The following is a 26,368-nucleotide window of genomic DNA, read 5'->3' as shown; positions in this document are numbered from 1 at the left end:
GTCAGGTCGGCGGAAAGGTCGCGTCGATGATCGTCCCGCCCGGCAATTGGCAGCGTCCCTGCCCACCGCCAGCCATCCCTGCACTCGGCCGCATCAGCCGGAAATGGCACCGCATCTGCCCGTCTGCGCCGGTAAGGTTGGCGAGCACCCTCCCGCTGTAATGGGTGAGCGTGCTCTGGCTTGGTCCCCAATACGTCCAACCACGCCACCTCCACCGATCGCCCCACCCGGTCCATAGCGGAGTAAGCTCCTCGATGGTTGTCTCGCTCGTGATCTGGAAGAACGGGCCTGCATAGGTGACGCCCGTGCTAAGCTTTGCGGTCATAATGCCCGATCGGGCACCGCTCGATTTCCACACGAACGTCGCTGTCGTCGTCCCGCTCCTCGCAACGCCGATGCCGGACCCCGTAGTGGTGCACCCGGCTATGACAAGAAGCATTGCCGGCAGGAGAGCAAAACTGAATCCCATTTTCTTCATCTCAACCTAAGCCTCCACGGTTTTGATCGTTGCTCCTTCGTCGATGGTGCCCCGACCTCCTGCGGCCGGGGCACCTTGAGCGGCGGTCTCGGGTTAGTCGCAGGGCCGAGCCAAGCTCTGATCTATCTCAGCCCGCCGCCAAGCAACCCGATTAGGTTGGGTCGGCGACATCAGGAAGGTTCGTCGCGCCATTCCTCGCGAAGGCGGACCACGTGCAGCAAGGAGTCCCAACTTGGATAGAAACGCAGGCACACTGGCCCCCCAGCCAAGTCGATTGGAACAGCTCAGCACCGACTTTGCGGCGCTGGCGCCCAAGCTTCCGGACGGCCCGGAAAAGCAGGCTCTATCGCTGCTCCACGGCCTGATTCAGGAATTGTGGCGCTCCGCCGGCTCGGCCCGCCCTGCCTTCGAGGCACCGGCCGGCGCGACTCTGGATGATCTGAAAAGCCTCCACGAGCATGCGCCTGCGATGGAGGGGGATGCGGTCAATGCTCCTCTCAGCGTGGGAGCGAAAGCGCCAGAGTTCGCCCTGCTGGACGCCAACGGCCGGGAAGTCACCCTCTCATCCTATGCGGGACGAACAATCGTCGTCGCCTTCTATCCGCTCGACTGGAGCCCAGGCTGCAGCAAGCAGTTGGACCTTTATCAGCAGGAATGGAGCGAGTTCGAGAAGCGCGACGTGCAGATCGTCGGGATTTCGGTAGATAGCCTTTACAGCCACGGCGCCTGGGCAGCCGCTCGCGGACTCTCGATGCCGCTCCTCGCGGATTTCAATCCCAAGGGAGAAGTCGCGCGCCGCTATAACGTATGGCGCGACGCTGATGGCTTTTCCGAGCGCGCGCTCTACGTCATCGATGGAGCGGGCGTCATCCGCTACGCCCACATCTCGCCGAAGCTCCAGCATGTCCCCGACATCTATGAGCTCTTCGCCAAGCTCGACGAGATTGTTGGAACGCCAGCGAATGCGGGACGCGAATAATGGCGTCCGCGTATCGAGCACGCGGCCCAGCTCCCGCTCCGATCGTCATCTACGGAAGCCGTTGGTGCGGCATCACCATGATGATTCGGCGGTATCTCGACCGAGCCGGGATCCCGTATCGCTTCGTCGACTGGGAAGCCCATCCAGAAGTGCGGTCGGAGCTCGAATGGCTCGCCGGAGGCAGGCTTGCCAGTCCCACGATCAAGCTCGGGGGACAGGTTCTCGTGCAGCCCTCGATGCGCGAACTCGAATGGGCGCTGGCCCGCGCAGGATACGGTTAGCTTTAGGAATACGGCTCGGACGGACCACTCGCCCCCCCCCGGCCGCCGAGCCGTTGCACCGGGCAGCGTGATACTATTACTCCGCCCGTCACGCTGTCCGGTGCCCTTACCTACCAACGAATCTACGGTGTACCGGTATCTCACACGCGATTGAGCATGATGCCGCGGCCGACACGCGAATGTTTATTGCAAAACGCCCGAGAAGCCACGCAATGGGATCAGGGTTAGATCGCGACCTGTTCTAACTTCTCGGCGTGCCGGGCCGCCAAGCCCGCGCTGATCAGGTGGCGAGCCATGGATCAGGTTGGATTGTGGCAAGCGGCAACTCGTCCAGCGTCTTCTTCAGCTCGATTTCGTGCACGTGCACGTTCAGCGCGCCGGATTTTCGCATGATGTCCTGAATCTGGGATTCGGGGGTGTCATCCCGCACTCGAACAAAGACGACTAATCCACCGGAACGAATATCGCGCTCAAGAGTATCGGCCCCGACGCCACCCAGGATGGCCCTGCGCACGACCTTCGCGATACCCGCTCCAATCGTTCCGCCTGCCGCAGTTGCGGCGAGCACCGCTGCCAAGGCGCCACCTGATGCCACGACGGGCAGGGCTGCGCCAAGCGCAGCCAGCGAGATTAGCGTTCCGAAAACAACCCCGGTGACCGTCGCCCCTTCATCTCGGGTAACCAGCTCGCGCCGCGGCAGGTCGGGAATTTCCGCAAGATTTATCGGGTCGCCATAGATTGCGGGAAGTTTCGCAAGTACCGCCTCGCGGCTCGCCATCAAGTCGATGTCGCCCTTGTCGACTCCTGCCGCTCCGAGCGCAACAACCAATTCCTCGAGCATTTCGAGGTTGTGCACGGTGCCGACAACCTCCCTCACTCGTACCTGCTCGAGGACGTTCTGCTCGAATTTTTCTGGCACGTTGATCTCCATCAAGGGCTGGACGAACAGAATATCCGCAATTCAAGAAGCAGCATCCTGACATAGCTCAGACCTATCGCCGATGAAATACCGCAAGCTCCGCATCGGCAAGGACAGATGTCAATATGGGCTCGCGTCTCTATAAAAATCGATCATGCTCGGCCGGTTATATCCGGAGCCGCCTGCGTCGCATTCGCTTGCGCAACATGCGACAGCAGAAGCTCGATCATAGGCATGCCACAAACTGTCGCGTCGCGCAGGATGGGCGATGGTGGCGCCGCTACCTAACTTCGCTGCCTGATGATGCTCGTGCAATCATCGAGCCTTATCCCAGCGCCTCCAACCATGGGCGAGGCGGCCGCGCGCATAAGAATGAGTGGAGGCTCAGGTTTGAGCCGAGAAAAAGGCCTTTTGTCGACTGGCTAACAGGTTGGACCGGCGGAGAAGATCCCCTGCTTCAGATCGATCTTCGCTTCGACAGTCGTGATGCTGCGGTGCGTTATTGCGAGCGGATTGACTTGCCGTATGAGGTACACGAGCCGCCCCGGGAAAGGGCTGCACCCCTTAACAAGCAGCGTTTTCAATTCGACGATGCTCCTATCCGGGGTTGGCCAGGCGACGCCTCGGGACAGAAAGGCTCGTGACATGGGGTCGGCCGGCATTCGATGCGCCGGCCGCTAACATTGCCACACCCGAGGCACCGATCAAGCTGCGATGCCGGTATTCAAGCACCGAACCGCTCGGCCCACCCTCTCAGCGTGCCTAGATCAGTGACGCCAGCCTGGCGCGCGACGACATTGCCATTCTTGAAGGCAAGCAACGCGGGGATCCCCTGGACGCCGTACTCGGATGCGATGTCGGGATTTGCGTCGACATCGACCTTGATGAAGCGCGCTTTCGGCTCGATCGAGCGCGCTGCCTGTTCGAAGATCGGCGCCATCGTCCGGCACGGGCCGCACCAGCTCGCCCAGAAATCGACGATCACCGGCAGATCCGAATTGCGGATATGCTTGCGCGCTCGCGCAGCGTCGAGAGCGGCAGGGACGCCCTCGAACAGCTTCTGATGACAACGACCGCATCTGGCGACCAGCGGCTCACGGTCGGTCGGCACCGCGTTCGTGGCATCGCAGTGGGGGCAGACGACCCCTCGCTTTTCAGCCATCGTGTCAACGGCGGAGCAAAAACCGGCCACTGTGGCGGAGTAAAAGTAGGCCACTGATGTTGCGGCAGGTGCAAAGCAAAGGGCCCCGATCGGGGCCCTTTGCTTTTGGCCGTTTTGATGGGTCAGTTTTCGTCGACGGTGGCCTGGTTTTGCTCCGCCCCGCTGGCAGTGGCGCGACGGCGACTGGCTGACTGCTTTAGGCGGTAACTGTCACCATTCATGGTCAGGATGCTGACGTGGTGGGTCAAACGATCCAGCAATGCGCCGGTCAGGCGCTCGGACCCAAGCACCTGCGTCCAGTCCTCAAACGGCAGGTTGGAGGTAACGATGGTGGAGCCGCGTTCGTAGCGCTGGGAGAAGGTCTCGAACAACAGCTCCGCGCCGGTGGGCGAGAGCGGGACGTAACCCAGTTCGTCGATGATCAGCAGCTTCACTGCAGCCAACTCGCGCTGCATCTTGAGCAGCCGCTTCTCGTCGCGGGCTTCCAGTAACTGGTTCACCAGCGCCGCGGCGGTGGTGAAGGTCACGGTGAAGCCCTTCTGGCAGGCGGCCAGCCCCAGGGCGAGCGCCACATGGGTTTTGCCCGTCCCGCTATTGCCCAGCGCAATGATATTCTCGCGCCGCAGGATATATTCGCAGCGCGCCAGATCCAGCGTCAGCATCTTGTTGAGGCTGGGGATGGCGGTGAAGTCGAAGGTATCGAAGCTTTTGACGGCCGGGAACCGGGCAGCACGGATCCGGCGTTCGACAGTGCGCCGCTCACGGTCGATCAGTTCCAGTTCGATCAGGCGCAGTAGATAGCGGGGATGATCGACACCATCACGCGCGCACTCCCGGGCTACTTTCTCATATTCGCGCAAAACGGTCGGCAGTTTGAGTTGCTTGAGGTGGTGGGCCAGCAGCACCTGTGGCGCACCAGCGGTGGTGCCGGTGGGCAGGTTGTCATCGGGCGCCCGGCTCATGCTGCCATCTCCTTCGAGACCTGGGGCATCAGAGCCGCATAATCAGCCGCCTGCGTGACCTTCACATCCAGCCTTGGCAGGTGGGGATAGGTCGTCAGGTCAAGCCTGGCGGGCCGCCGTTCCATCCTGGCCAGTGCGATCTGCTTCACCGCATCAAAGCTGATCGCGCCCATGTGGATCGCCTGAGTGACAGCATGGGTCACCACGGCCATGGGCATCGCTTCCAGCAAGCGCAAGACCTGGATATACTCGCGCTTGCCCTTGCGGCCCATGCGTCCCTCCAGCAATTGCCGCAGGTGGGCAAAGACATCGGGCAAGGCCCAATTCTGCAGTGCAGCCGCCTGATCGAGAGCATTCGGCTTTGTCTCGATCAGCGCCAGATAATGCAGCGGATCGGCCACAAAATCGCCGCTGCCATAACTGCGCACATGGCGGGCGATCTCCTCGGCGCCGGACAGGATCACCACCTCGTCCACGAAGCCCTTCACCACCACATCCTGGAACCCAAACCTTGTGGGCACCGAGTAATCATTGCCGCGATACCGCACCAGCGCCGTCGATGACACACGGGCGCTGCGCCTCTCGCATGGCTCCAATGGCACCGGCGGTAGTGGGCGTAGCGCCGCAACGTCAGCAACCATGCGCTCACCGATGGTCTGGGCATGGCGGCCAGCACGTTCGCCTTGCCGCGCATGACAGCGCTCCAAAAGAGCCGCGTTCAGTGCGTCATAGCTCGCCGCCTGCGGCTTGGGCGTCATGAAGTTGCGGCGCGCGTATTTGACCAGCCCTTCGACCTTGCCCTTGTCATTCCCCTTGCCGGGTCGGCCGAAGCGGTCAGAAAACAGGTAGTGGCTGACCAGCTCGCTGAAGGCACGTGTGCGCTCACGCTTGCCGTCCCCCAGAATCTTGGCCACCGCAATCGTCGTGTTGTCGTAGAGGATCGACTGGGGAATGCCGCCAAAGAAGTCGAAGGCCGATACATGCCCATCCAGAAATGCCTCGGTCGTCTCGCGCGGGAAAGCCTTCACGAAACAGGCATCGGACTGCGGCAAATCCATGCACAGGAAGTGGATCTTCTGCTCCACACCGCCAATCACGCCCACCGCTTCGCCAAAATCCACCTGCGCATGCCCCGGTGGGTGCGCCAGCGGCACAAATGTCTCGCGGCCACGCACCCGGCTCAGCCGGACATAGTCCTTCACCACCGTGTAGCCGCCGCCATAGCCATATTCATCGCGCAGCCGCTCGAAGATCCGCTTCGCCGTGTGTCGCTGCTTGACCGGCGCCGTCCGGTCACCTTCCAAAATCGCGTCAACCACCGGCAGCAAAGGCCCCAGCTTCGGCTTCTCCACCGGCTTCGTGCGCGTATAGCCAGGTGGCAGTGAAAATCGGCAGATCTTGCCAATCGTCTCCCGGCTTAATCCAAATACCCGCGCGGCCTCTCGCTGGCTGCGCCCCTGCACAAACACAAACTGCCGAACACTCGCGTAAACTTCCACGGCATACATCCCGGCCGCCCTCAAAAGGGCAGCCTTACCACTGGCCGGTTTTTACTCCGCCACGCTCAGCACTTCGCTGGCGTTCCAGTGGCTGGTTTTGTCACCGCCCTGCACAGCGCCGTCTGCCACTGGTCGGCCTGCCGCATGTTCGAGGTCGAGTTCGCCCAACTTACATTTCCGTAGGAGTAGTTGCCGGTGGTCTGCTCCAGCGCAGCAGCTTCCGCGGCATTCTGCGCCGGCGCCAGCATCGACGTCGCCTGCCCCGCGATCGACATCGCGCCCCGTGCGAGCCCGCCCGCCAGAAACGGTATGCTCATCAGCATGAAGCCGGCGATCGTCGCCGTTTCGCCGTTCACCGCGCCGATGCCGGCATAGCTTCCGAGCGACATCCCTCCTGCGGCGACGCCGTTCGAGGCTGCCTCGGCCCGGGTCATGCAGATCATGTGGAGGATCACGTAGAGCGGTCCCCAGGACGCCAGATAGAAGAACCCCATCGCGTAGCCCTTCAACGAACTCAGCCCGGTCTGCGGGAGCAGGAAGAGCGGGAAGATCACAGGGAACATCGCGAAGAACACGACAGTCAGGACAATGTTCAGGATCGGCACCCACGCCATCGCCTGCTGCGCGATCGAATTGTAGGTATTGCGGGCCTGAATGTCCGCGCGGGTCTGTGCGAAGGTGTCGATCGACGCCGCCCCGCTTCCGCCGGCCATCGAATTTCGCGCCTGCATGAAGGCGTTGATGGCGGTGTTCTGCCTCATGACGCCGGTGAAATCGTTGCCCGAGCCTGTGAAGGCCGCATTCACGATCGGGACGTCGTGCTTGAGCTTCGCCGCGGCGACAGCATTGCTGAGCTTGGGATAGACCTCTTTTGCCCAAGGCTCCGCGTTCGCCTCGATCATGCTCGCCCATTGGCCGTTCAGCGTGTCATAGGCCTGGCGACACGTGACAATGAAGTTCTGGACCGAGCCGTCGCCTTGCCTCTCCAGCCACTCCTGCGACCGCGCTTCCGAGCCCGGCCCGATCGCCGCCCACAGGTCCGGCGCCTTCGCAAGGTTGGTGAGCGACTTCTGGTAGAGCATCACGTCGCCGAACAGGCAGTTCTTGAAGTGGTTCTCGAGGTTGGTCGAGAATTCCGCGTCGCGGATGGTGAAGTTGCGCGTCGCGTCGAATAGCCGGGCGCCGTACACCATGCCGTTCGTAGTGTAGTTGAGCTCTCCGGGCATGACGAAGACGGTCTCGGCCGTCCGGGTGAGCCAGTCGCCGATTTGGGTGGTGAAGCTCGCGAGGACCCCCAGGCCGAGAGGTACATTCGCCACCGTCGCGGGCGACAGGCTCGGATTGAGGCGGTCGGTCACCTTCACGTCGATCGTCGGGACCATGAGGCACAGGTAGATGCCCGTCGCCTGAAGGAACCAGTTCAACCACGCGCGGAAGTTGAGGGTGAAGGCGACGACGAGCAGCGAATAGATCAGCCCCATCACCATCACGACCCGCAGGAGAGAGCGATAGCCCCCTCCCCCCGCCCACGCGGCGACCGCGTTGAAGGTGTTGACGAGATACTCGCCCCCGCCGACCGTGTAGACCTCGAGCACGCCGCTACCTCCCTGTTGCGCGCCTAGAGCAAGCCCTGCGCGTTCAATCCCCGCGAGAAGTTCAGCGCTGAGGACATGCCGGGCGTCATTGTGTTCTGCAGCGTCGATTCGAGCATGATGCTCCGGTTGATGATCTGCATCGTCACCTGGAGCTTGTTGCTGAGCTTCACGTCCCGCTGCGCGAACTTGGCGCGGGTCGCCGCGATCTGCTGGCGCCACTACGAGGCCGTCTCCTGGTCCGCGGTCTGGTAGAAGACCTTCGCCTGCTCCACCCTGTCGAGCATGTTGTCGAGCATGGCGTTCAGCAGATCGACCGCGACGATTTCAGAGAGCGTCTGAATCTCGCCGTCGGTGAGCGCGTAGTGGGCGTAGGCCTGAACCGCGAGGATCTTGTAGATCGGAACCGTCGCCATGTTCAGCAGCTGCTTCTCGGCTGCGTCAAGCGCGCTGTCGCTGCGAATCTTGGAGCTCATGCTCTTGATCATCGTCGCGATCCGGGGCCGAAGCGCGCTCGACGCAGGCACGTTCAGGGTCTGGTCGGAGACATCGGTGCACGGGTCGTTGTTGCACTTCAGGATTTTCACTGCCGGCGCGTTCGCGGTGCCGTCGAGCAATGCCGTCACGACCGCCTCCTCGGCCGGTCCGTAGATCACCACCTTCGGGCCATTCTCGCTGCCCGACGGAGGAGTCGTGACGATCGTCCCAACCAGCGTCATCACATATTCGGAGAAGGCCTGGTCGAACGCTCCGAACTTCGACGACTTCTTCAGCGCCTCCCACGTATAATTGTGCGGGTCGCCGATGATCTGCTCCTTCATCGCCGGGTCGGTGTTGCCGGCGAGCGTCGCGTCCCTCTGGCCCCCGTTGTTGCAGCCTTGGCGGGACGCGGCCCAGTCCGAGAAGACGCCCTGGCTGTTGCCGACAGCCTCGCAGATGGTCGATCGGGTGGTTTCCATCTGCGGCCAGATCCCGCCCACCAGCGCCTGCGCGGTCTCGCAGCTCGAGATGTTCATCTGGTTGAGGAGCTGAGCCTTCTGGCTGAACTCGTCCATGACCTTGCCAATCTCGGGCGAGACGCTGTCGATCGCCAGCTTGAAGGCGAAGCCGAGCGCGTTGTTCGCCGTCGCCTTCAGCATCGCGACGATCTCGCTCGCGTTGATGAAGCTGAAGGAGCCGGAGAACAGGTCGATACCCCCGCATCCCGCCCGCGCGCTTGGGAGCTGCAGGTTGAACGGCGACACGCTCTTCTGCGGGAAGCGCGTCCAGACGTTGCCGAGCGAGTAGTAGCCGGCCGACTGCCCTTGGAACGCCGTTGGCCCGGTGACGTTCGCCGCGCCGCCGGCGTCGTTGAAGAACCCGTTCATCTCCGAGGCGACGTCCGCCCGTGCGACACCGATGAGCGCGAAATGCGAGGCGGCGGCCACCGTCAGGGCGGCGCCGGCGCGGTGAGCCAGCCTTCTCAGCCGGCCCTTCTGCCGTTGAATGGACATCAGTAGTCGCTCCCGACCTTGGTGTTGGTGAGCATGAAGATGCGATCCATGATCTCATCGGCGCTGAGGATGCCGTAGCCGACGGGGATGGTGCGCTTCGTCGCGGTATCGAACAGGACGAGTGCCGGCGTCTCGTTGCCGGGTATCCCCATCCGCGCGCGCTGGCCGGAGTCGACCACATAGTTGGGGAAGTCGCGGCTCGGGCCGCCGTCCATCGAGACGGCCATCACCGCCATGCGGTGACTATCCGCGACCGATCGCAGGATCGGCGAGAAGACCTCGCACGCGCCGCAGCTCTGCGCGTAGAAGTAGAACAGACCGTAGCGCTGACCGAGGTTGGTCAGGACCTGGTCGCGGTCGGCCTTCCGGTTGTCGAGCCAAGCGCGCTTGGCTACCGTGTTGACCGGCCGCTGCAGCGTGTAGTCGATGTCCGGGTTCTGCCAGAGCGCGCGCTGCCAGGTGTCCGAGAAGGTCGAGGCGCGGTCCAGCTGCTCGCGCTGGAAACGGACATAGGCAATGACATTCTCTTCCGACGGATCGAGGATCGCCCGCGCCTTCAGCTCATCCAGCTGCCGCGTGATAGCGGCGAGGCGGTCCGCCGCGCTCTGCTCAGGAACCTGCGGCTGTGCCTTCGCGCTCTCGGGCGGTTTCGGCTTGGTGCAGTAGAACCATTGCCCCAGCCTGCGCTCGCCGCAGTAGAAATCGTCGCCGCGGTCGGACGCCTCGACGCTGTCGTCCCGGCGCTCGGCGTCCTGCGCCCGCAGCGGCGCCGCCAGGGGCGCGACCGCCAGCAGGAGCATCGCCAGCTTCGCGATCTTGGACATGCTCATCGTCCTTCCTTCTGATTGGCCGCACCGTCCGGGGATGGCGCGGGTGGATGAGCGGTGCGGTGAGCGGCGCCTTCCACAGCGCGAGGTCGAGGCAGCAGTCGAAGGCGGAGGTGATGGTTGCGTGGCGACTGCACGGTGAGGCGGGCGCGGACATAGGCGCTGCAGGCGCTGGCAGGCCGACGCCGGCGAGCAGCACCGCCAAGATCGCCGGCTCAAAGATCGCGAATGCCATGGTCCAGTTCTCCTTTCGACAAGCGCAGCACGGACATCATCAGAGCGACATCGATCAGCCGCGTCCCATGGTCGAGCATCCGCACCATGCCGCTCATCAGCGGTCGCGCCGCACGGCGGCCTTCCTCGGTTGCGCAAAGGCCATGGCCTTTTTCCGCGACCCATCGATTGACCAGCATGTGCTCGATCGGCGCGGCTGCGGCCGGCGGGTCGACCACGCATTCGAACCAGCCGCCGATCACCTTGCAGATGTCCTCCACGCGCCGCGGCTGCCCGGCGCGATACAGGCACATGAAAATCGCCAGCTCGAACACGGTCATCTTCCAGTCACACCCTGGAGCGCCGGCAGAGAGCAGGTCATTCGCCGTGGCCGTCATCTCGATCCCCTGGCTCGTGGCTGGTCATGGCTTGCCTCCATGCAGGTCGTAGTAGTTCTGAATCTTCGACTGGATCTCGGTCATCGTCTGGACCTCGTCCGGCAGCTTGGCCGCGTCGAGGAAGTCGGCGTAGACTTCCGTGAAGTCCATTTTCGAGAGATCGAGCCGCTGGAACTCGGCAATGCTGAAGCCCTTGCACTGCTCGTTCTTGGGCTTGCCCCAAGGTTTGTTCAGCTGGACGCGGCCCTGCTCCTGAAGGACACGGCTCAGCTTGCTTTCGAAGCAGCAGTAGGCAGTCTTCTTCGTCTTACAGATGCCGAGGAAGCTGGACGAGCACCAGGTTCCGACCTTGTGGCAGAACCCCATGCGGTCCTTGATGTCGAGCTTCATCTCGTCCTGTGAGCAGGCGAACAGTGCGAGGAACGGGGTCGCGAGCGCGGCGATCGCGACGGGCCCGCCGGCGAGCGCCGCGCCGCCTGCGGCGACCGTCAGCGCGCCGGATACCTTGCCCGCGCAGCAGTTGATGAGGCCGAAGACCGGCTTGTGGCAGGTGTCCCGCGTTCCCGAGAAGACGGTTAGGTTGTTCGGGTCGAAGCCCTTTGAAGCGTCGTCGATCGCGTGCAACGCGACCAAGGCGTCCTTGAACTCGGTCGAGGCTTCGCGGGTAATCGGCTCGCAGTCCCCGTTGATGCAGTAGACATCGTCACCACAGATGTACTGCGGTGCGTTTGAGGTCGGGGTGTCCGGTGTCGGGCAACGATAGACCTTCTCCTTGACCTTGCACGCACCCTGCTGCGGGTCGTCCAGGCAGTCCTCGCGCAGAAACGTGCACTGTCGGTTCGCGTCGAGATCGCCGCAGTCGTTCCCTGCGCTCATGACATTGCAGGTGAAGTCGCGCTTCCACGCCCAACAGGCCTGCGTTACCGGCACGCCGTCGATGATCCGGGTCTCAGGTCCTTCGGTGCAGACCTCGCCGGCCCCAGCAGCGGTGCACATCGCATCGGCTGCCATTTCGGCGCAGCCGTCGACCCGCTTCACCGTCACGCTGGTCTGGACGGTCTTCTCGTGCCAGCCCTCGCCAGTGATGGGGCTCGGCAAGAGGGCGATATCCCTCAGGTTCTGCGAGCAGACATATTCCGTCGCATAGTAGTCGTCGCAGAACTTGTTGGTGGACACGCCGTAAATCCGGTGCGCCGCGCAGGCCTGCATGGCCACGCCCGTGGGCTTGCAGGTTCCGGCCGCGACGTGCGGCGCCATCGAGGAATAGCGTGCGAACGGCGTACCGTAGGCGCTGTCGGGAACGACGAAATACTTGTACGCATCGATTTTCGTGATCTCAGGCGCCATCCTTATGGAACAGGACCTCGGCACTTCGTCGAGCTTCGTTCCCTGGTTGCACGTCGCCTCGTAGTATCCTCCCGCGCCGGAACCTGGCGGCAGCGGTTGGCACTGGCCAGTGGTCGAGCCGATATTCTCATCGGCGAGGTAGGCCGACGGATCGTTCTCGATCGACGTTGCGCGCGACGTCGTCGCAAGGATCTCCGCGTTGCTGAAGGCGGGCCGCGTGCGGTCCGCATCGGTGACGGTCCGGTAGGACTCGTTGGTCGACCGCTGGGCCGTCCCCGCCGCGATGAGCGCATCCGGATCGTCGAAGTAGGTGCTCTGCGGCTGATTGGTCCCGGAATAGCCCGGGACGGCCTGGGCCTGCGCCTCCGAATTGGGAACAAGGCTCTCATCTCCCCGCTTTGCGTTGCCAAACGCCTTGCCCTCTTCGCGCGCCTGCTCGATCGTCATCTGCTGCGCGCCAGCAGAGCTGATCGTCAGGCAGACGCCGGCAAGCACGGCCACGATGGCGCGAAGCTTCATTGGCGCCGGCTCCGCGCCAGGTTGCCGAGCGCCACCGATGCGATGCGCGCGCCCGGTCCGTTGGCCTCCGCGAAGGTGTTGAGGGCATAGTCGACCGTGACGTTGCCCTCGATGCGGTCATGGGGCGGAACCTTGGTCTGGCAGTGAAATCCGGCGCACAGGTCGAAGGTCGACGAGACCGCCACATATGTCGGTACCGCCTGCACGTCGAAGGCGCGGAAAAGCCGCGGGTCGATTCCGATGTTCGGCATGTCGCCCTTCTGGACGACCTGACCGAGACGGCGGACGAACTCCTTGGCCGAGTTGTTGGGGAACCCGCGGAAAACGACGACGCCGCCAGCCCGCGCGGTATCGGCGATCAGCTGCTTGAGCGACGCCGGCGGCATCGACAGGCTGGCGAAGACGATGAACTGCGGGGCATCGCCCCCTGGGAGATTGGCATTTGTCGCCGCGCCCTGCACAAGCTCGTCGAAGTCGATCTTACCTCCCGGTCCCTTTGGCAGATCGGTCGCGGCAACCCGCTGCATGTTGTCGATGCCCGACTTACGGACGACGCTCGCCTGCTCGCGGAATTCGTCACCGCGGTCCTTCACCTGGTCGACGAAGGCCTGCGCTTCTGCCGCCATGTCGGCCGCGCGCTTCTTGACGGCCTGAACGTCGACCCCGTCGACGGATTGCGCGAGCAATGCCGAAAGGCCAGCCGTGCCGAGAAGCGCGACGATGCCGGATGTCAGAAGACGCATGTCTCTCTCCTCAGAGTAGAGTCAGACGTGGGCGCGGTGCGGTGTCTCCACCGCCCGTCTCCCACGCCTGCTCTCCGAACCGGACTTGCACCTTTCGTTGTGCATCCGGCTCTCCAAAAGTCTTGGCGAACTCGGGTTTTCTCATCCATTTGAGATCGAACCGGTGGACCGGCACGTAGCTCATCAAGAACTGTTCTGTGCCGCCTTCAGCCCAGACCTTGGCACCGGAGTGCGCGGGTACTGGGTCGGCGCCACGATGCGATCTTCCTCCCGGGGACACCTGCGTGCTTGGCCCGCAGCCACAGCCAGAGACGTTGACGCACATGCCAGTCGAGACTGGCGAAGATGCGTTTGGACCCCAAACAGTAGCGATAATAGGCGGACCACCCCCGAAGGTATGGATTGAGTTCCTGAAGCATGGCCGTGAGCGAACGCCGAAGCGTCTGGCGACGAGCCAGTTGATTTACCCGAATGCGGAAGCCGTTGATCGGCTCGCGGGGGATTTCGATGCGGGCATGCAGCCCGAACCGCCTGTCCCACTTGAGCCTTACACGGCATCCCAAGAACCGACAGCCCTTGGTCAGCGCGGTGATGCGCGTCTTCTCAGGCGAGAGCGTCAGACCCATCGTTTCGTACAGGTAGGAGGCCAGCGCCTGCTTTTCGGCAAGAGCATCAGCTTCCGTCCCTGACACGAAAATCAGGAAGTCATCGGCATAGCGGACAGGGTAGAAGACCGTTCGACCGGCCCTCCGGTCCTTGTCGCGCTTGATGGCCGCCAGCCTGATCCCATCGGATTTCAGCCGGGGGTCTTCGGGGCGGCGGACCCATTGTCGATACCGTTCCTCGATCACGCCAAGCGCGATGTTGGCCAGCAACGGCGAAAGTACGCCACCTTGCGGTGTGCCGGTGTCTGTTGGACTGTACGAGACATCCTCCAGTACTCCGGCTTTGAGAAACTGCACGATCAGCCGGTTCACCTTGCGGTCCGCGACGCCGTGGCGCACGCGTTCCATCAGAGGGTGATGGCCGATGTTGTCGAAACAGGCCTCAATGTCACCTTCGATGACCCATTGATACGGCGCATCATGTCGGTAGCCATCGGCAGCAGGTTTGCCCCGCGACTGGATGGTCACACGGATATGTTCGAGGCAGGCCTGACTACCTCGTCCGGGCCGAAACCCGTATGAGACAGGCCAGAACCGGGCCTCGAAGATCGGCTCCAGTACTTGTTTGACCGCGCACTGCACCACGCGATCCTTGACCGTAGGGATACCGAGGGGTCGGAACTTCCCCGGTTTGCCGGGCTTGGGGATCCACTTCCTTCGTGCAGGAGACGGACGATAATCGCCCGACCGGAGCTCTTCTCGGAGCTCATGAAGGAAAAGGCCGACCCCTTTGCCGGTAGCAATTTTCTCTACGGTCGCCCCGTCGACTCCCGGCGTCTGTTTGCCGCGATTACCGGCAATCGTCTTCCAGGCCATGTACAGATTGCGGGGATCGGTTACCCAATTCCACAGATCACGATATGGTGTCTCGAGGTTTTCCCGACTCCACTGGTATAGCTTGCGCTGAACGCTGAGGAGCCAAGCCTGAGAGGCTTGATTATCAGAGTCCACTGATAGTTCCTCCGTCATGAAAGCACACCGACTTCCTGCCCGCCTTCGCCATGTGGACGGCTTTCCCGCCCTCGGACTACTACGCAGGCTCCGCCCCGCCAGCGCCCATCCCCGGTCTCCGCGGATAGCCTGCTCCGAAGCAGGCGGACGATGATGGTTCCCGTGTTCCGACGATCAACCTTGGACCCGTAGGTGCGACGCTTAACCCCTTGCGGTTCAGGCATGCGGACAAGAAAGGACGATCCGCACACGAATACTCTGCGAGAATTCACCAGAAGGCAGCATGCCAAACCAACCGGTTCGCACCGCGATCTCCCCACCCCGTCAGGTGATCGGGAGTTCAACTGTAAATAAAGAGGCTTCAGACACGTCATTCGCTTTTATCTCACCATAGGACCTGTGGTAGCCCGACCTGCGGCTGACGGGCCGCATCCGGTGCAGTTAAGGTCTCCTGCTTTGAGGCCGTCCGCCGGAACGTGGAAAACCTTGGAGACCCCCTTCCGACCCGGCTCCTTCCGCCGAGTGGGGTGGCATCGCAGCCACCGGTCAATCGTCAGCAAGACGATCGAAAGGATATGATGTTGTTTACATACATATTTCCTTTCTGCGCCGTCACGGCGCTCACACGCAGCAGTTGCGCTTGCGCCAGACGAGGTAGCCCATGTCCTCGCCGCCGGCGGGAAAGGCGCGTCCAGCATCGGGCGGCATGGTCGAGGCGCCGATCGCCGAGCAGGCGAACCGGCCGCTCACCGTCGGGATCGGGTTGACCATCTGGAAGCGGTATTGCTGCTTCCGCATGATCGGCATCAGGTACTTCTTGCAGAGCCCCTGCGAGCCCATCGTGCCCCAGGCGAGGCCTTCGCGGTGCATCTTGTAGGCGAACCGGGAAAGCGCGAGCCGCGACGACTGGACATGCCCGATCGAGGCGGGAATGTTGCCGTTGAGCGGATACATGCTGCCCTGGCACCCCGCGCACCAGAACAGCGCGTCGAGCGGCAGCGCGGCGGTCCCCGCAATGCAGTCGCCCGCGCATGCAGCCTTTGCGATGGGGTTCGCGAAGACGATCGCCTCGGGGTTGATGATCGCGGTCAGCGAGTCATCCTGCCACAGCGGGTCGACCTCGGTCATATAGGCGATGTCGAACGACGCCTGCTCGAAACAGATGAAGTCGGTCAGGATCTCCATCCAGTATAGAAGCGGGTAGACGTACCAGTGGACGTGCCACTTCGCCGTGCTCTGTGACCGGCCGCCTACCATCGACGGCCCGGCTAGGTAGCCCTGGCCGATGTCGAAGCCCGGCGCGATCCGCGTTCCACCGAGGTTGGGAAAGCACCACGGCTTCATCGTTACGTCCGCCAGCCTCGCGGGCTCCCAGAAGCCGACCGAGATGCCGATCCGGGGCAAGGGATCGGCGCACGCGCACACCGGCGACGCAGGATTGTTGGTGTCGGGGCGGCTGCCCGGCCAGATCTTCGCCCCGCCGATCGAAAGCGGAAAGAGGCAAGACCAGCAGACGTCCGTGATGGGATTGACGAACTTGCCCGTGCACGTCGGCGCCGCCTCGGCGCGCGGCGCCAGGGCCACCACCACGAGCAGCAGCCCCAAGACGCCGAGGACGGCCCTCAGCCAGCGCATCAGCCCGCCTCCCCCGTCTCCAGGAGGAAGGCGGTGTCGGCCGCATTCTTCCGGCGAAGATAGAGCCAGGTGTACAGCGCCGCCGCGGCGAGCAGCGCAGCCGCGAGGCACGGCGCAGTCCGGCCAAGGGCGGCATGGAACTGCGCGAAGAACCCCACGACCAACGCGACCGACAGGCACAGCCCCTGCCACACCAGCCGCATGCGGCGAAGGGCGCCGGTTTCCGGTGCGGCCATGGGGGTCCGCAGAAGGTCCAGCCAAAGGGGCATCAGCTCTTTGCTCCCGGCTTGAGGACGGTCTCCGAGACGCGCAGCAGACTGCCGGCCTGCGACACCACGGCCGGGGTGTGGCGGATGCCAAACTTGGCGGTCAGGCGACCGTCCTGGTCGAAGAAGAACCGGCGCTTGCGCTCCGTCATCGATTCGATCGGCGAGCCGTTGACGAATATGATCTTCGCGTTGAGCTCGGTGAACCGCTTGGTCGCCCACGCGACCTGCGCTGTGTCGTCGCCGTCGACAAAGACGAGGCTCTGCCGCATCGAAACGAAGTCGAGCGGATTGATCCTCTGCCCGGCTTGCGCGATCACCTGTCCTTTGTGATCCCGGATCTCGCGCTCGAGCGTGATGCTCGGGTCATAGTCCCAGGCCCGCGGTTCCTCGGCAGGCGTGATGCCGGCGACCGGCACCGGGCGCCGCACCTTGGCCTCCACGCGCTTGGCGAAGGCCGCGTTGACGCGGTCCATCTCTCCCGTCGCCTGCGCGCGTTGCAACCGAGCCTCGATCGTGGAAAGCAGGTCGGCCTCGATGACGGGGAATGTCTGCCCGAGCTGGCCGAAGTCCCGCGCTTCGCCCCGCTCCGATCCGGCGACCAGGACCGCGGCGCCCAGACAGGCAGCACCGGCGAGCGAGGCAGCGGCCGCGCGGATCACAGGATCGCCTCGCCGGTGCCGACAATCTGGCGCCGACAGGCAAAGCCGATCGCCGCGTAGCGGGAGTCGAGACCATCCTTGTGGGGCGTGCCGACATAGTAGCAGCCCGCCGGTATCACGCCGCTCGGTCCGATCGCGAGCCGCTCGCCGCTTCTGGTCGTGGGCTTGGTGTAGCCCACGATCCGTCCGTTCACCGTTACGGCGCGGTGCCAGTGCGCCACAACGTCGCCCGGCAGGCCGTAGACGATCTTGCCGAACATCTGCGGCTTGGCGCCGAAATGGCGCCGCACCAGCTCGCTGGGGGGCGGATCGAAGAAGACGTACTCGCCCCTGACCGGCACCTTGTTCCGGTGGATGACGAACGCCCAGTTCGGGAGCGAATCGGTGGTGTTGATCAGGAGCGCGTGATTGTCGCGCCAGTCGCTGATCGCGCCGAGCACCACGCTTCCCGCGACGAGCCCGCCATACAGGGGTGACTACACGAAAGTGACGTATCTGCACGCTAAGGGCGAACAAATCCGGTACGATGCCAGCAGATGCTATTCGCAGGCTTTCCTGCCCCTTTTATGTGGTGCCGCTCTACGGGCGCCGATATGGGAGGGCGGCAATCCGATTGACCAACGATCGAGGTAGAACCCTGCTCGCCAAATATGTGAGCTGGTTGCCCATCCCGGGGGCGTTTGCGGGAGGGGGCGGAATCCTACGCTAAGGATTTGGGCCAGCGATATTCCCCGGTTAGATTGATGTGTTCCCATCCCAACGGCGAGACGTGGGCGAGTAGATCAGGCGCGATATGGGTACCGCTGGCGGCCCGGGTATTGACGACCTCGCCGAGCTTCATGGTGTTCCAGAATATGATGATGGCGGCGAGCAGGTTCATTCCGGCGATGCGATAGTGCTGGCCTTCGCCGGATCGATCCCGGATTTCACCTCGGCGGTGGAAGCTGATGGCGCGCTTTAGGGCGTGGTGGGCCTCACCCTTGTTGAGGCCGATCTGAGCCTGGCGCTGGAGGCCGGCATCAAGAATCCAGTCGATCATGAACAGGGTTCGCTCGATGCGGCCCACCTCTCGCAATGCGAGGGCCAGCTCATTCTGGCGCGGGTAAGAGGCGAGCTTGCGAAGAATCTGGCTGGGGGCGACGATCCCCGCTGCGATCGTCGCCATGATGCGCAGGATGTCGGGCCAGTTGCGCTCGATGAGCGGTTCATTGATCTTACCTCCGACCAGCGCTCGCACATTGGCCGGCGTCGCGTTGGGCGTGAAGGCATAGAGTCTTTTCTGAGGGAGATCGCGGATACGGGGGGCGAACCTGTAGCCGAGCAAGGCGCAGGCGGCGAACACATGATCGGTGAAGCCGCCCGTGTCGGCAAAATGCTGGCGAACGCGGCGGCCCGCGTCATTCATGAGCAGCCCGTCCAGGATATAGGGAGCCTCGCTGACCGTTGCCGGGATCACCTGGGTTGCGAACGGCGCATATTGATCGGACACATGGCTGTATCCCTTGAGGCCCGGGACGTTGCCATATTTCGCGTTGATCAGATTCATCGCCTCGCCCTGCTCGGTAGCAAGGAAGAACTGCCCGTCGCTGGATGCCGATTGCCCTTGTCCCCAGAAGGCGGCCATGGGCAGGGCGGCGTGGGCCTCCACGATCATGGCGAGCGCCCGATCATAGGCGCTGCCTTCGACATGCCAGCGCGCGATCCGCAGCAATTCCCAGAAGCTGTGCGTGTTGGTCGCCGCCGCCATCTTGCGCAAACCGAGATTGACGCCTTTCGCCAGCAACACGTTCATCAGGCCGATCCGGTCGCTGCAGGGCGCGCCGGTGCGCAGATGCGTGAACGCCTCGGAAAATCCGGTTCGCTCATCGACTTCCAGCAACAGATCGGTGATCCTCGCGGGCGGGAGCTGTTGATAGAGATCGAGCACGAGATCCTCGGCCCCTTCGGGCGTGTCGGCCCTCAGCTTGTCGATGTGCAGCTTGCCGTTCTCGATGATGCCGCCTGGGATCGTGCCGGTTCGCGCCGCGCGGCCAAACTCCTTCAGCCGTGTATCCAGTCGAGCCCTGCGCTCGGCCAGCCATTCGCCGGGTCGCAGCGGCACGGCGAGCCGCGCGGTCTGCTCTATCGCCTGTGGCGGGACCAGAAGCTGCTTGAGGTCGCCATAGCGGCGCGATCCCGCCAACCATATGTCACCGGACCGGAAGGCGTCGCGGATGTGGAACAGCACCGCGATTTCCCAAAGCCGGTGGTCGCCGCTGGGCTCAGCGCGAAGATGACGATGCCATTTCGAGTTGGGACGTAGAAAATCCACCGGCGGATCGACCTTGATCCCGTTACGCAGCATCGCAACGGCCGCCAGAAGAGGCGTGGCGATCGGCGCCGCCTGCATGTCGAGCAGGCGCAGCATCCTGGGCGCGTAGAGGCGGAAACGGTGATAGCCGTCCAGCACACGGCTGAGCGGGTCGGCCGCGAGCACGTTGGTCAGCGCGGAGGCCGTGGCGACAAGGGTTCTGAACCGTTCCCAGCCAGGCCCGGTGGCGATTATCCCGTCCAGGGCCGTGCCATCGTCCTGCGCTCCAAGCAAAGCACCACCGATTTCGGCAAAGGACTTCAGCGTGTCCCGAACGGCCGCCTTTGCGTCGGCGATCCTGGTGTTGCAAAGGCGTTCGGAGGCCCGATAGAGACGGCCTACGATGCGATCGTGGGTCTCCACGATGACATCGGCCAGCGATGACCGCCATTCCAGGGTGCAGACAGCGAGGATCGCAAGCCGCCTGTCTTCGGGCAGATCACGCATGCCGTCGGCGTAATAGCGCTCGCCCTGCCGGCGAAGCCGGGTCACACGATGCGCCGGCACGCCGTCCAGCAAATCCGCCGGAAGATCGAACCTTTGAAGATATTCCAGTCGATCCATCAGCCGGTTAGCGGCTGCTGAATTTGCGCCAACCTCGAACTGTCGCAGCCATACGAAGCGCGTGACGCGACCATCCACCGTATCCTCCAACAGGTGAGCCAAATTCTCGCTCAGGGTTGGCGTGATGCGATGGGCGATAAGATCCTCGATCCGGCGCTCGGCCTCAACCAGCGCATCGGCGCAAAGGCGCTCGATCGTCGAGGAGCCGGGAAGGATCGTGCGGGTGCGGCGACACTCCGCAACGAAGCGACGGGCAAGATCCTCATTCGATGTCGCCGCCTCGGCTTCCCGAGCGATCCATTCGCGCAAATCCCGTGCGCCCCGCCCCGAAAAGGAGCGATAGCCGTAGATTCGGCGAAGGTCCGCCAGATGCTCGTGCCGGGTCTCCTCGCGCGCGGCATAGAGGAGTAGATCGTCGCTGGTCAGGCCGAGCTGGGCCGCGATGAAATCCGATACCTGCGCCGGGATCAACTCGCCAGGAGCGAGCACCCGGCCCGGGTAGCGCAGGACGCACAGTTGCAGCGCGAAGCCAAAACGATTGTGGGCGCGCCGGCGCTGGCGGATATGCCCGAGATCCTCATCGCTGAGGGTATAGTGCCGCAGCAGCTCACCTTGATCGACCGGCAAGTGAAGCAGCGCCTCGCGCTGTCGATCGGTCAGGGTCACGCGACGCGGCATACATGCTCCTTATTCTTTCCGAGCTACGGTTTGAGATAGCTTGATTGAGATGCTGGTTAAGATACACAATAGCCCAATCTTATGTGCTCATGTTCGTCACCGCCTCAAACCTTCGTTTGTGATCCATGCTGATCGGCTACGCCCGCGTGTCCAAAGCCGACGGCTCGCAGTCGCTCGACCTGCAGCACGATGCCCTTCGCGCTGCCGGTGTCGAGCCAGGCAATATCTATGATGATCGTGCATCCGGTAGCCGTGATGATCGCCCCGGTCTTGCCGCCTGCCTGAAATCGTTGCGCGACGGCGATGTCCTCATCGTTTGGAAGCTCGACCGGCTCGGCCGAACGCTCACCCACCTGGTCAGCACGGTGCAGAATCTGTCGGATCGCGGTATCGGTCTGCGGGTGCTCACCGGCAAGGGCGCGCAGATCGACACCACGACGCCATCGGGCCGGATGGTGTTCGGCATTTTTGCCACACTGGCGGAGTTTGAGCGGGATATGATCCGCGAGCGCACCATGGCTGGCCTGGCCGCTGCCCGCGCGCGGGGACGCAAGGGTGGCCGCAAGTTCGCCCTCTCCAAGGCCCAGGTGCGGCTCGCTCAGGCTGCTATGGCCCAACGCGACACGTCCGTTTCCGACCTCTGCAAGGAACTCGGGATCGAGCGCGTCACTCTCTACCGCTATGTCGGTCCCAACGGGGAACTCCGGGATTACGGTCAGCGCGTGCTTGCTGCCAAAACGCGATGATGATGACGGGAGCCCCGATCAAACTTACCCAAGCGGACGCCGCAGACGTTGCAGACCTGTACAACCGTTGCAGCGACTATTTCCTGTTGCAGGACGGGGCCGCGCCCACGCTGGACGGTGCTCGCGAGCTTTTCTCCGATGTGCCGCCCGAAAAGAGCGCCCACAATCAAGCTGTCCTGGGATGGAAGGGGCCTGGCGGCCTATATGCAATCGCGGCCATCCTCCGCGATTATCCGCGTGATGGCACATGGTATCTCGGCTTCATGATCGTAGATGCCGCACAGCGTGGTCGTGGCGTCGGACGCTCAATTTACTCGACGGTCGAAAGCTGGGCCGCTGCGAGAGGTGCCACAGAGATTCGGTTGGCCGTGCTGGAAGCGAATGAAGCGGCAGAGCGATTTTGGCGTTCTCTCGGCTTCATTGAGTATCGGCGCGTTGGGCCAGACACCTTCAAAATGCGTAGCCATCGCCGGATAGAACTGAGCCGTCGCCTTTCTGGCGCGACCGTAGAAGGCAGCAACAAGTAAGATCTCGCGCCGGCTATCTGGGCGAGCTTGGCGTAGGATTCCGCCCCCTCCCGCAAACGCCCCCTTCCAGCTTCGCCCGAGCTCGCATGACGAATTCGAGGCCGAGCTGGCCTCGCTTCTGGCCAGCAAGGCCCCCCACGTCCCGGCATCGGAAACGAAGGTCGTGGCGATCGTCGCGCTGCAGATCCTCAAGGCGGCCTATGCGCTCGAACGCGGCGGTGCGGGGGTGGATATTCAGCAGGAAATGGCGCTGATCATGCGCTCCTATTTCGAATCCAAGCTGGGCCAAGCCCGGTAAGAGGCGGCATCCGCTGAATTACTTTCGTTAATTTTCAGTATCTTGCTTTCCGAGGCCTTGACGGAAGTCGCCTCGCCGCATCAAAAATTCAAAGATGAGAGATTTCTCATATTGTAGTTTTATGAGAGTTCATTCATAAAACTCTCCGAAGAGATTCGACGGACAGTCGAACCTGGAGGAGGGGATCATGAAGCAGTTCAGCACCATCGTCCGCGGCCTGGCGATCGCCGCCCTGGCATCGTCGAGTGGCATCGCTCTGGCGCAGGCGACAGCGCCCGCCGAAACGGCGGTGGCCGACGCGGCCAGCGTCGACACCGGCGACATCATCGTCACCGCGCAGAAGCGCGCCGAGCGGCTTCGCGACGTGCCGATGTCGATCAACGCCGCGACCGGCGATCATCTGAAGTCGCTGGGCGTGACCAGCAGCGAGCAGCTCGAAAAGCTCGTTCCCGGCTTCACCTTCCAGCGCACCGTCTACGGTCTGCCGGTCTTCTTCCTGCGCGGCGTCGGCTTCAACGACACGACGCTCGGCGTCAGCCCCGGCGTGTCGGTCTATGTCGACCAGCAGCCCTTGCCCTTCTCGGCGATGACGCGCGGCGCAATGCTCGATATCGAGCGGGTCGAGGTGCTGAAGGGGCCGCAGGGCACCCTGTTCGGCCAGAACTCCACCGGCGGCGCGATCAACTATATCGCGGCCAAGCCGACCGACGAACTGAAGGCGGGGGTCGAGGCCTCCTATGGCCGCTTCAACGAGATCACCGGCGAAGCCTTTGTCAGCGGTCCGCTGACCTCGACCCTGTCGGGCCGCATCGCGGTGCGCGGCGAACGCCAGGGCGACTGGCAGCGCGGCTACACCAATGGCGACACGATCGGCCGTCGCCGCTTCGTCAACGGCCGTGCGATCCTCGACTGGAAGCCCGCTGACACGATCCGCGCCGAACTGGTCGCCACCGCGTGGCACGACACGTCGGACACGCAGCAGCCGCAGACCGTGGCCTATACGCCGCTGTTGACCGGGCCGATGGCGCGGCCGGTTCCCTTCCCGCTCGCGACCTTCCCGGTGTCGCCGCGCTCGCCGCGCGCCGCCGCCTGGGATCCCAATGGCGACTTTGTCCGCGACGACCGGCTCTATCACATCTCCGGCCGGGTCGAGGTCGACCTGAGCAGCGCGGTCACGCTGACCTCGCTCACCTCCTATGCCGATTACCGGCAGAGCATCCCGCTGGACCTCGACGGCACGACCTTCTCATCGGGCGTCTCCGACGATACCGGACGGATCAAGACCTTCGCGCAGGAATTGCGGCTGACCGGCGACACGCCCTCGGGCCTCAAATGGATGGTCGGCGGCAATTACCAGCACGACAAGGTGTTCGAACGGCTGATCTTCGATCCGATGATCACATCGGGCACCGCTGTCGGCCCGGCGACGTTCGACTCCTTCTTCGTCGACAACGACCAGAAGATCGAATCCAAGGCCGTCTTCGCCAGCCTCGATCTGCCGCTGGCCGACCGCCTCGTCCTGCAGGGGTCGGTTCGCTACACCGACCAGAAGCGCGACTTCGCCGGCTGCGTCCGCGACAATGGCAATGGCCAGATCTCGGCCGCGCTTGGCCTGCTCAGCACCATCTTCACCGGCGCGCCGCAGACGATCCCGCTGGGCGGCTGCGGTACGCTGGGCGCCAATTTCCTCCCCGCGCCGATCGTCACCGGCAAGCTGAACGAGGACAATCTGTCGTGGCGCGCCAGCCTCAACTGGAACCTCGACAGTCAGAGCCTGCTCTACGCCAACGTCACCAAGGGCTATAAGTCGGGCAGCTTCCCGACCCTGCCGGCCTCGTCGGCGGTCCAGCTCCGGCCGGTGCCGCAGGAGTCGGTGCTGGCGTTCGAAGCGGGCGCCAAGCTCGGCTTCGGCCGGATGCTTCAGGTCGAGGCCGCCGCCTTCTACTATCGCTACCGCGACAAGCAGCTCGTCGGCTTCCTGGTCGATCCGGTGTTCGGTCCGCTGCCCAGCCTGGTGTCGATCCCGAAGAACCACATCCAGGGCGCCGAGATCACCGCGACCCTGCGGCCGGTCGCCGGCTTCACCCTCACCGCCAGCGGCACCTATGTCGACACCCGGATCGATCGCAACCCGATCAACCCGACCGGCCCTTATGGCACGCCGTCCGACTTCGTCGGCCAGCGCTTCCCCTATACCCCGCGCTGGCAGGGCAGCCTCGACGCGCAGTATCGCTTCCCGGCCTTCGCCGATCTCTACGCCTTCCTCGGCGGCACGATCACCGCGCGAAGTTCGACGACGGGCGCGCTGCTGAGCGGCGATCCGGCGGTGGCCGCGCTCGAGGCCGGGCTGAAGATCGACGGCTATGCGCTGGTCGACCTGCGCGCCGGGATCGAGGCGTCGGACGAGCGCTGGCGGCTCGAACTGTGGGGCCGCAACATCACCAACAAATTCTATGTCAACGGCGTCACCCGCAATTCGGACTTCACCACCCGCTTCGCCGGCATGCCCGCCACCTACGGCCTGACGGTCCGCTACCGGTTCAACTGATATGGCCCGACCGCGCAAACCGTCGGGCGCCCCCGCGAACACCCCCCCGAACACCCCCACGCCCACGGAGAAGACTATGTCCCTCACCGGCTCTGTTGCAAAAATCGTGAAGCTTGAGCATGCTTGGCGGAGATTGGACGGACGGAACGATGACGGATTTCAAGTGGCGCCATTTCCAGGGTGATGTGATCCTGTGGGCGGTGCGCTGGTATTGTCGCTATCCGATCAGCTATCGCGACCTTGAGGAAATGCTGGCGGAACGCGGCATTTCGGTCGACCATACGACGATCTATCGCTGGGTCCAGTGCTACGCCCCGGAGATGGAGAAGCGGCTGCGCTGGTTCTGGCGGCGTGGCTTTGATCCGAGCTGGCGCCTGGATGAAACCTACGTCAAGGTGCGGGGCAAGTGGACCTACCTGTACCGGGCAGTCGACAAGCGGGGCGACACGATCGATTTCTACCTGTCGCCGACCCGCAGCGCCAAGGCAGCGAAGCGGTTCCTGGGCAAGGCCCTGCGAGGCCTGAAGCACTGGGAAAAGCCTGCCACGCTCAATACCGACAAAGCGCCGAGCTATGGTGCAGCGATCACCGAATTGAAGCGCGAAGGAAAGCTGGACCGGGAGACGGCCCACCGGCAGGTGAAGTATCTCAATAACGTGATCGAGGCCGATCACGGAAAGCTCAAGATACTGATCAAGCCGGTGCGCGGTTTCAAATCGATCCCCACGGCCTATGCCACGATCAAGGGATTCGAAGTCATGCGAGCCCTGCGCAAAGGACAGGCTCGCCCCTGGTGCCTGCAGCCCGGCATCAGGGGCGAGGTGCGCCTTGTGGAGAGAGCTTTTGGCATTGGGCCCTCGGCGCTGACGGAGGCCATGGGCATGCTCAACCACCATTTCGCAGCAGCCGCCTGATCGGCGCAGAGCGACAGCCTACCTCTGACTGCCGCCAATCTTTGCAACAGAGCCATCGCCCGATGGATCCTGAAACAAGTTCAGGATGACGCAAGGCGGGGGCGCGATGTCCGCTCCCCACCCCTTCTTGCCGTTTCGCTTAGGGTGTCATT

23 protein-coding genes and 2 pseudogenes are annotated in these 26,368 nt (G+C 63.5%); 8 read left to right on the top strand and 17 right to left on the bottom strand.

Going from position 1 to position 26,368, the window contains the following annotated elements; translation table 11 throughout:
* Position 1 precedes the first annotated feature (1 nt).
* A complete protein-coding gene (locus F1640_RS21195) occupies positions 2–325 on the bottom strand; it encodes a hypothetical protein (RefSeq protein ID WP_255530661.1) in 324 nt (107 codons plus the stop codon).
* Positions 326–752: 427 nt separating this feature from the next.
* On the opposite strand from F1640_RS21195, the gene F1640_RS21190 reads away from it, so the two are divergent.
* Together F1640_RS21190 and F1640_RS21185 are read left to right on the top strand one after the other, a co-directional pair.
* On the top strand, positions 753–1,457 hold the full coding sequence (locus F1640_RS21190) for a redoxin domain-containing protein (RefSeq protein ID WP_241229443.1): 705 nt from the start codon (positions 753–755) through the stop codon (positions 1,455–1,457).
* Positions 1,457–1,738 (top strand): glutaredoxin family protein, encoded by a 282-nt coding sequence (locus tag F1640_RS21185; RefSeq protein ID WP_047867088.1) that lies wholly within the window; start codon positions 1,457–1,459, stop codon positions 1,736–1,738. The genes F1640_RS21190 and F1640_RS21185 overlap by 1 nt, the downstream gene beginning before the upstream one ends.
* A 280-nt stretch (positions 1,739–2,018) precedes the next feature.
* Here F1640_RS21185 and F1640_RS21180 read toward each other — a convergent pair whose 3' ends face one another.
* A complete protein-coding gene (locus tag F1640_RS21180) occupies positions 2,019–2,669 on the bottom strand; it encodes a hypothetical protein (RefSeq protein WP_062770711.1) in 651 nt (216 codons plus the stop codon).
* Between the two features lie 113 nt (positions 2,670–2,782).
* On the opposite strand from F1640_RS21180, the gene F1640_RS26095 reads away from it, so the two are divergent.
* Positions 2,783–3,301, top strand: coding sequence for an NADH dehydrogenase ubiquinone Fe-S protein 4 (locus F1640_RS26095; protein WP_083629931.1), 519 nt, complete (start codon positions 2,783–2,785; stop codon positions 3,299–3,301).
* Positions 3,302–3,381: 80 nt separating this feature from the next.
* Here the strand turns inward: F1640_RS26095 and trxC are convergent, their stop codons facing one another.
* The 15 genes and pseudogenes from trxC to F1640_RS21100 form a co-directional block, all read right to left on the bottom strand.
* Positions 3,382–3,873, bottom strand: coding sequence for a thioredoxin TrxC (gene trxC / locus F1640_RS21170; protein ID WP_309229341.1), 492 nt, complete (start codon positions 3,871–3,873; stop codon positions 3,382–3,384).
* Between the two features lie 68 nt (positions 3,874–3,941).
* Positions 3,942–4,781 (bottom strand): IS21-like element helper ATPase IstB, encoded by an 840-nt coding sequence (istB, locus tag F1640_RS21165; RefSeq protein ID WP_066770779.1) that lies wholly within the window; start codon positions 4,779–4,781, stop codon positions 3,942–3,944.
* Positions 4,778–6,289: an IS21 family transposase gene (istA, locus tag F1640_RS21160; RefSeq protein WP_066770782.1), complete on the bottom strand. Its 1,512-nt coding sequence runs from the start codon at positions 6,287–6,289 to the stop codon at positions 4,778–4,780. The genes istB and istA overlap by 4 nt, the downstream gene beginning before the upstream one ends.
* Before the next feature lie 107 nt (positions 6,290–6,396).
* Positions 6,397–7,875 (bottom strand): annotated as a pseudogene (locus tag F1640_RS21155) (conjugal transfer protein TraG N-terminal domain-containing protein); the annotation flags it as partial.
* A 23-nt stretch (positions 7,876–7,898) separates the two neighbouring features.
* Positions 7,899–9,299, bottom strand: a pseudogene (locus tag F1640_RS21150) (conjugal transfer protein TraH).
* A 65-nt stretch (positions 9,300–9,364) separates the two neighbouring features.
* A complete protein-coding gene (locus F1640_RS21145; RefSeq protein WP_194922091.1) occupies positions 9,365–10,189 on the bottom strand; it encodes a conjugal transfer protein TraF in 825 nt (274 codons plus the stop codon).
* Between the two features lie 218 nt (positions 10,190–10,407).
* Positions 10,408–10,803 carry a hypothetical protein gene (locus tag F1640_RS21140; protein ID WP_255530657.1) on the bottom strand — a complete coding sequence of 132 codons (396 nt, stop codon included), beginning with the start codon at positions 10,801–10,803 and terminating at the stop codon, positions 10,408–10,410.
* A 24-nt stretch (positions 10,804–10,827) separates the two neighbouring features.
* The gene (locus tag F1640_RS21135) at positions 10,828–12,669 is read right to left on the bottom strand and encodes a conjugal transfer protein TraN (RefSeq protein WP_194921773.1); all 1,842 of its coding nucleotides are present in this window, start codon (positions 12,667–12,669) and stop codon (positions 10,828–10,830) included.
* A complete protein-coding gene (gene trbC / locus F1640_RS21130) occupies positions 12,666–13,412 on the bottom strand; it encodes a type-F conjugative transfer system pilin assembly protein TrbC (protein WP_194921771.1) in 747 nt (248 codons plus the stop codon). Before trbC ends, F1640_RS21135 begins: the two co-directional genes overlap by 4 nt.
* Positions 13,413–13,618: 206 nt before the next feature.
* On the bottom strand, positions 13,619–15,046 hold the full coding sequence (gene ltrA / locus F1640_RS21125; protein WP_206694918.1) for a group II intron reverse transcriptase/maturase: 1,428 nt from the start codon (positions 15,044–15,046) through the stop codon (positions 13,619–13,621).
* 603 nt (positions 15,047–15,649) lie between these two features.
* Positions 15,650–16,663 carry a conjugal transfer pilus assembly protein TraU gene (gene traU, locus F1640_RS21120; RefSeq protein WP_194921761.1) on the bottom strand — a complete coding sequence of 338 codons (1,014 nt, stop codon included), beginning with the start codon at positions 16,661–16,663 and terminating at the stop codon, positions 15,650–15,652.
* A complete protein-coding gene (locus F1640_RS21115; protein ID WP_194921759.1) occupies positions 16,663–16,932 on the bottom strand; it encodes a hypothetical protein in 270 nt (89 codons plus the stop codon). Before F1640_RS21115 ends, traU begins: the two co-directional genes overlap by 1 nt.
* Positions 16,932–17,591, bottom strand: a complete 660-nt coding sequence (gene traW, locus F1640_RS21110; RefSeq protein ID WP_194921757.1) for a type-F conjugative transfer system protein TraW — start codon at positions 17,589–17,591, stop codon at positions 16,932–16,934. The genes F1640_RS21115 and traW overlap by 1 nt, the downstream gene beginning before the upstream one ends.
* Positions 17,588–18,061 carry a S26 family signal peptidase gene (locus F1640_RS21105; RefSeq protein ID WP_206694961.1) on the bottom strand — a complete coding sequence of 158 codons (474 nt, stop codon included), beginning with the start codon at positions 18,059–18,061 and terminating at the stop codon, positions 17,588–17,590. Before F1640_RS21105 ends, traW begins: the two co-directional genes overlap by 4 nt.
* A 230-nt stretch (positions 18,062–18,291) precedes the next feature.
* On the bottom strand, positions 18,292–21,183 hold the full coding sequence (locus F1640_RS21100; RefSeq protein ID WP_194921747.1) for a Tn3 family transposase: 2,892 nt from the start codon (positions 21,181–21,183) through the stop codon (positions 18,292–18,294).
* A gap of 125 nt (positions 21,184–21,308) precedes the next feature.
* Between F1640_RS21100 and F1640_RS21095 the strand changes: the two genes are divergently transcribed.
* The 5 genes from F1640_RS21095 to F1640_RS21075 all read left to right on the top strand — a co-directional run bounded on the left by F1640_RS21095 (position 21,309) and on the right by F1640_RS21075 (position 26,216).
* On the top strand, positions 21,309–21,929 hold the full coding sequence (locus tag F1640_RS21095; protein ID WP_008832583.1) for a recombinase family protein: 621 nt from the start codon (positions 21,309–21,311) through the stop codon (positions 21,927–21,929).
* Positions 21,926–22,456, top strand: a complete 531-nt coding sequence (locus F1640_RS21090; protein WP_185210334.1) for a GNAT family N-acetyltransferase — start codon at positions 21,926–21,928, stop codon at positions 22,454–22,456. Before F1640_RS21095 ends, F1640_RS21090 begins: the two co-directional genes overlap by 4 nt.
* A 163-nt stretch (positions 22,457–22,619) precedes the next feature.
* A complete protein-coding gene (locus tag F1640_RS25555; RefSeq protein WP_255530633.1) occupies positions 22,620–22,754 on the top strand; it encodes a hypothetical protein in 135 nt (44 codons plus the stop codon).
* 187 nt (positions 22,755–22,941) lie between these two features.
* On the top strand, positions 22,942–25,302 hold the full coding sequence (locus F1640_RS21080; protein ID WP_194921745.1) for a TonB-dependent receptor: 2,361 nt from the start codon (positions 22,942–22,944) through the stop codon (positions 25,300–25,302).
* Positions 25,303–25,451: 149 nt separating this feature from the next.
* Positions 25,452–26,216, top strand: a complete 765-nt coding sequence (locus F1640_RS21075; RefSeq protein ID WP_001389365.1) for an IS6-like element IS6100 family transposase — start codon at positions 25,452–25,454, stop codon at positions 26,214–26,216.
* Positions 26,217–26,368 lie beyond the last annotated feature (152 nt).

It is taken from the genome of Novosphingobium sp. NBM11 (assembly GCF_015390225.1).
Classification (GTDB): domain Bacteria; phylum Pseudomonadota; class Alphaproteobacteria; order Sphingomonadales; family Sphingomonadaceae; genus Novosphingobium.
The sequence above is the reverse complement of the archived record's forward strand: the minus strand, read 5'-3'. Positions and strand labels throughout refer to the sequence as shown.

Bases quoted from the DNA above. Each gene is read 5' to 3' on its own strand.
- F1640_RS21195 (WP_255530661.1), bottom strand. From the start codon at position 325: ATGACCGCAAAGCTTAGCACGGGCGTCACCTATGCAGGCCCGTTCTTC.
- F1640_RS21185 (WP_047867088.1), top strand. From the start codon at position 1,457: ATGGCGTCCGCGTATCGAGCACGCGGCCCAGCTCCCGCTCCGATCGTC.
- F1640_RS21180 (WP_062770711.1), bottom strand. From the start codon at position 2,669: ATGGAGATCAACGTGCCAGAAAAATTCGAGCAGAACGTCCTCGAGCAG.
- F1640_RS26095 (WP_083629931.1), top strand. From the start codon at position 2,783: ATGGGCTCGCGTCTCTATAAAAATCGATCATGCTCGGCCGGTTATATC.
- istB (WP_066770779.1), bottom strand. From the start codon at position 4,781: ATGAGCCGGGCGCCCGATGACAACCTGCCCACCGGCACCACCGCTGGT.
- istA (WP_066770782.1), bottom strand. From the start codon at position 6,289: ATGTATGCCGTGGAAGTTTACGCGAGTGTTCGGCAGTTTGTGTTTGTG.
- F1640_RS21145 (WP_194922091.1), bottom strand. From the start codon at position 10,189: ATGTCCAAGATCGCGAAGCTGGCGATGCTCCTGCTGGCGGTCGCGCCC.
- F1640_RS21140 (WP_255530657.1), bottom strand. From the start codon at position 10,803: ATGACGGCCACGGCGAATGACCTGCTCTCTGCCGGCGCTCCAGGGTGT.
- F1640_RS21135 (WP_194921773.1), bottom strand. From the start codon at position 12,669: ATGAAGCTTCGCGCCATCGTGGCCGTGCTTGCCGGCGTCTGCCTGACG.
- trbC (WP_194921771.1), bottom strand. From the start codon at position 13,412: ATGCGTCTTCTGACATCCGGCATCGTCGCGCTTCTCGGCACGGCTGGC.
- ltrA (WP_206694918.1), bottom strand. From the start codon at position 15,046: ATGACGGAGGAACTATCAGTGGACTCTGATAATCAAGCCTCTCAGGCT.
- traU (WP_194921761.1), bottom strand. From the start codon at position 16,663: ATGCGCTGGCTGAGGGCCGTCCTCGGCGTCTTGGGGCTGCTGCTCGTG.
- F1640_RS21115 (WP_194921759.1), bottom strand. From the start codon at position 16,932: ATGCCCCTTTGGCTGGACCTTCTGCGGACCCCCATGGCCGCACCGGAA.
- F1640_RS21100 (WP_194921747.1), bottom strand. From the start codon at position 21,183: ATGCCGCGTCGCGTGACCCTGACCGATCGACAGCGCGAGGCGCTGCTT.
- F1640_RS21095 (WP_008832583.1), top strand. From the start codon at position 21,309: ATGCTGATCGGCTACGCCCGCGTGTCCAAAGCCGACGGCTCGCAGTCG.
- F1640_RS21090 (WP_185210334.1), top strand. From the start codon at position 21,926: ATGATGATGACGGGAGCCCCGATCAAACTTACCCAAGCGGACGCCGCA.
- F1640_RS21080 (WP_194921745.1), top strand. From the start codon at position 22,942: ATGAAGCAGTTCAGCACCATCGTCCGCGGCCTGGCGATCGCCGCCCTG.
- F1640_RS21075 (WP_001389365.1), top strand. From the start codon at position 25,452: ATGACGGATTTCAAGTGGCGCCATTTCCAGGGTGATGTGATCCTGTGG.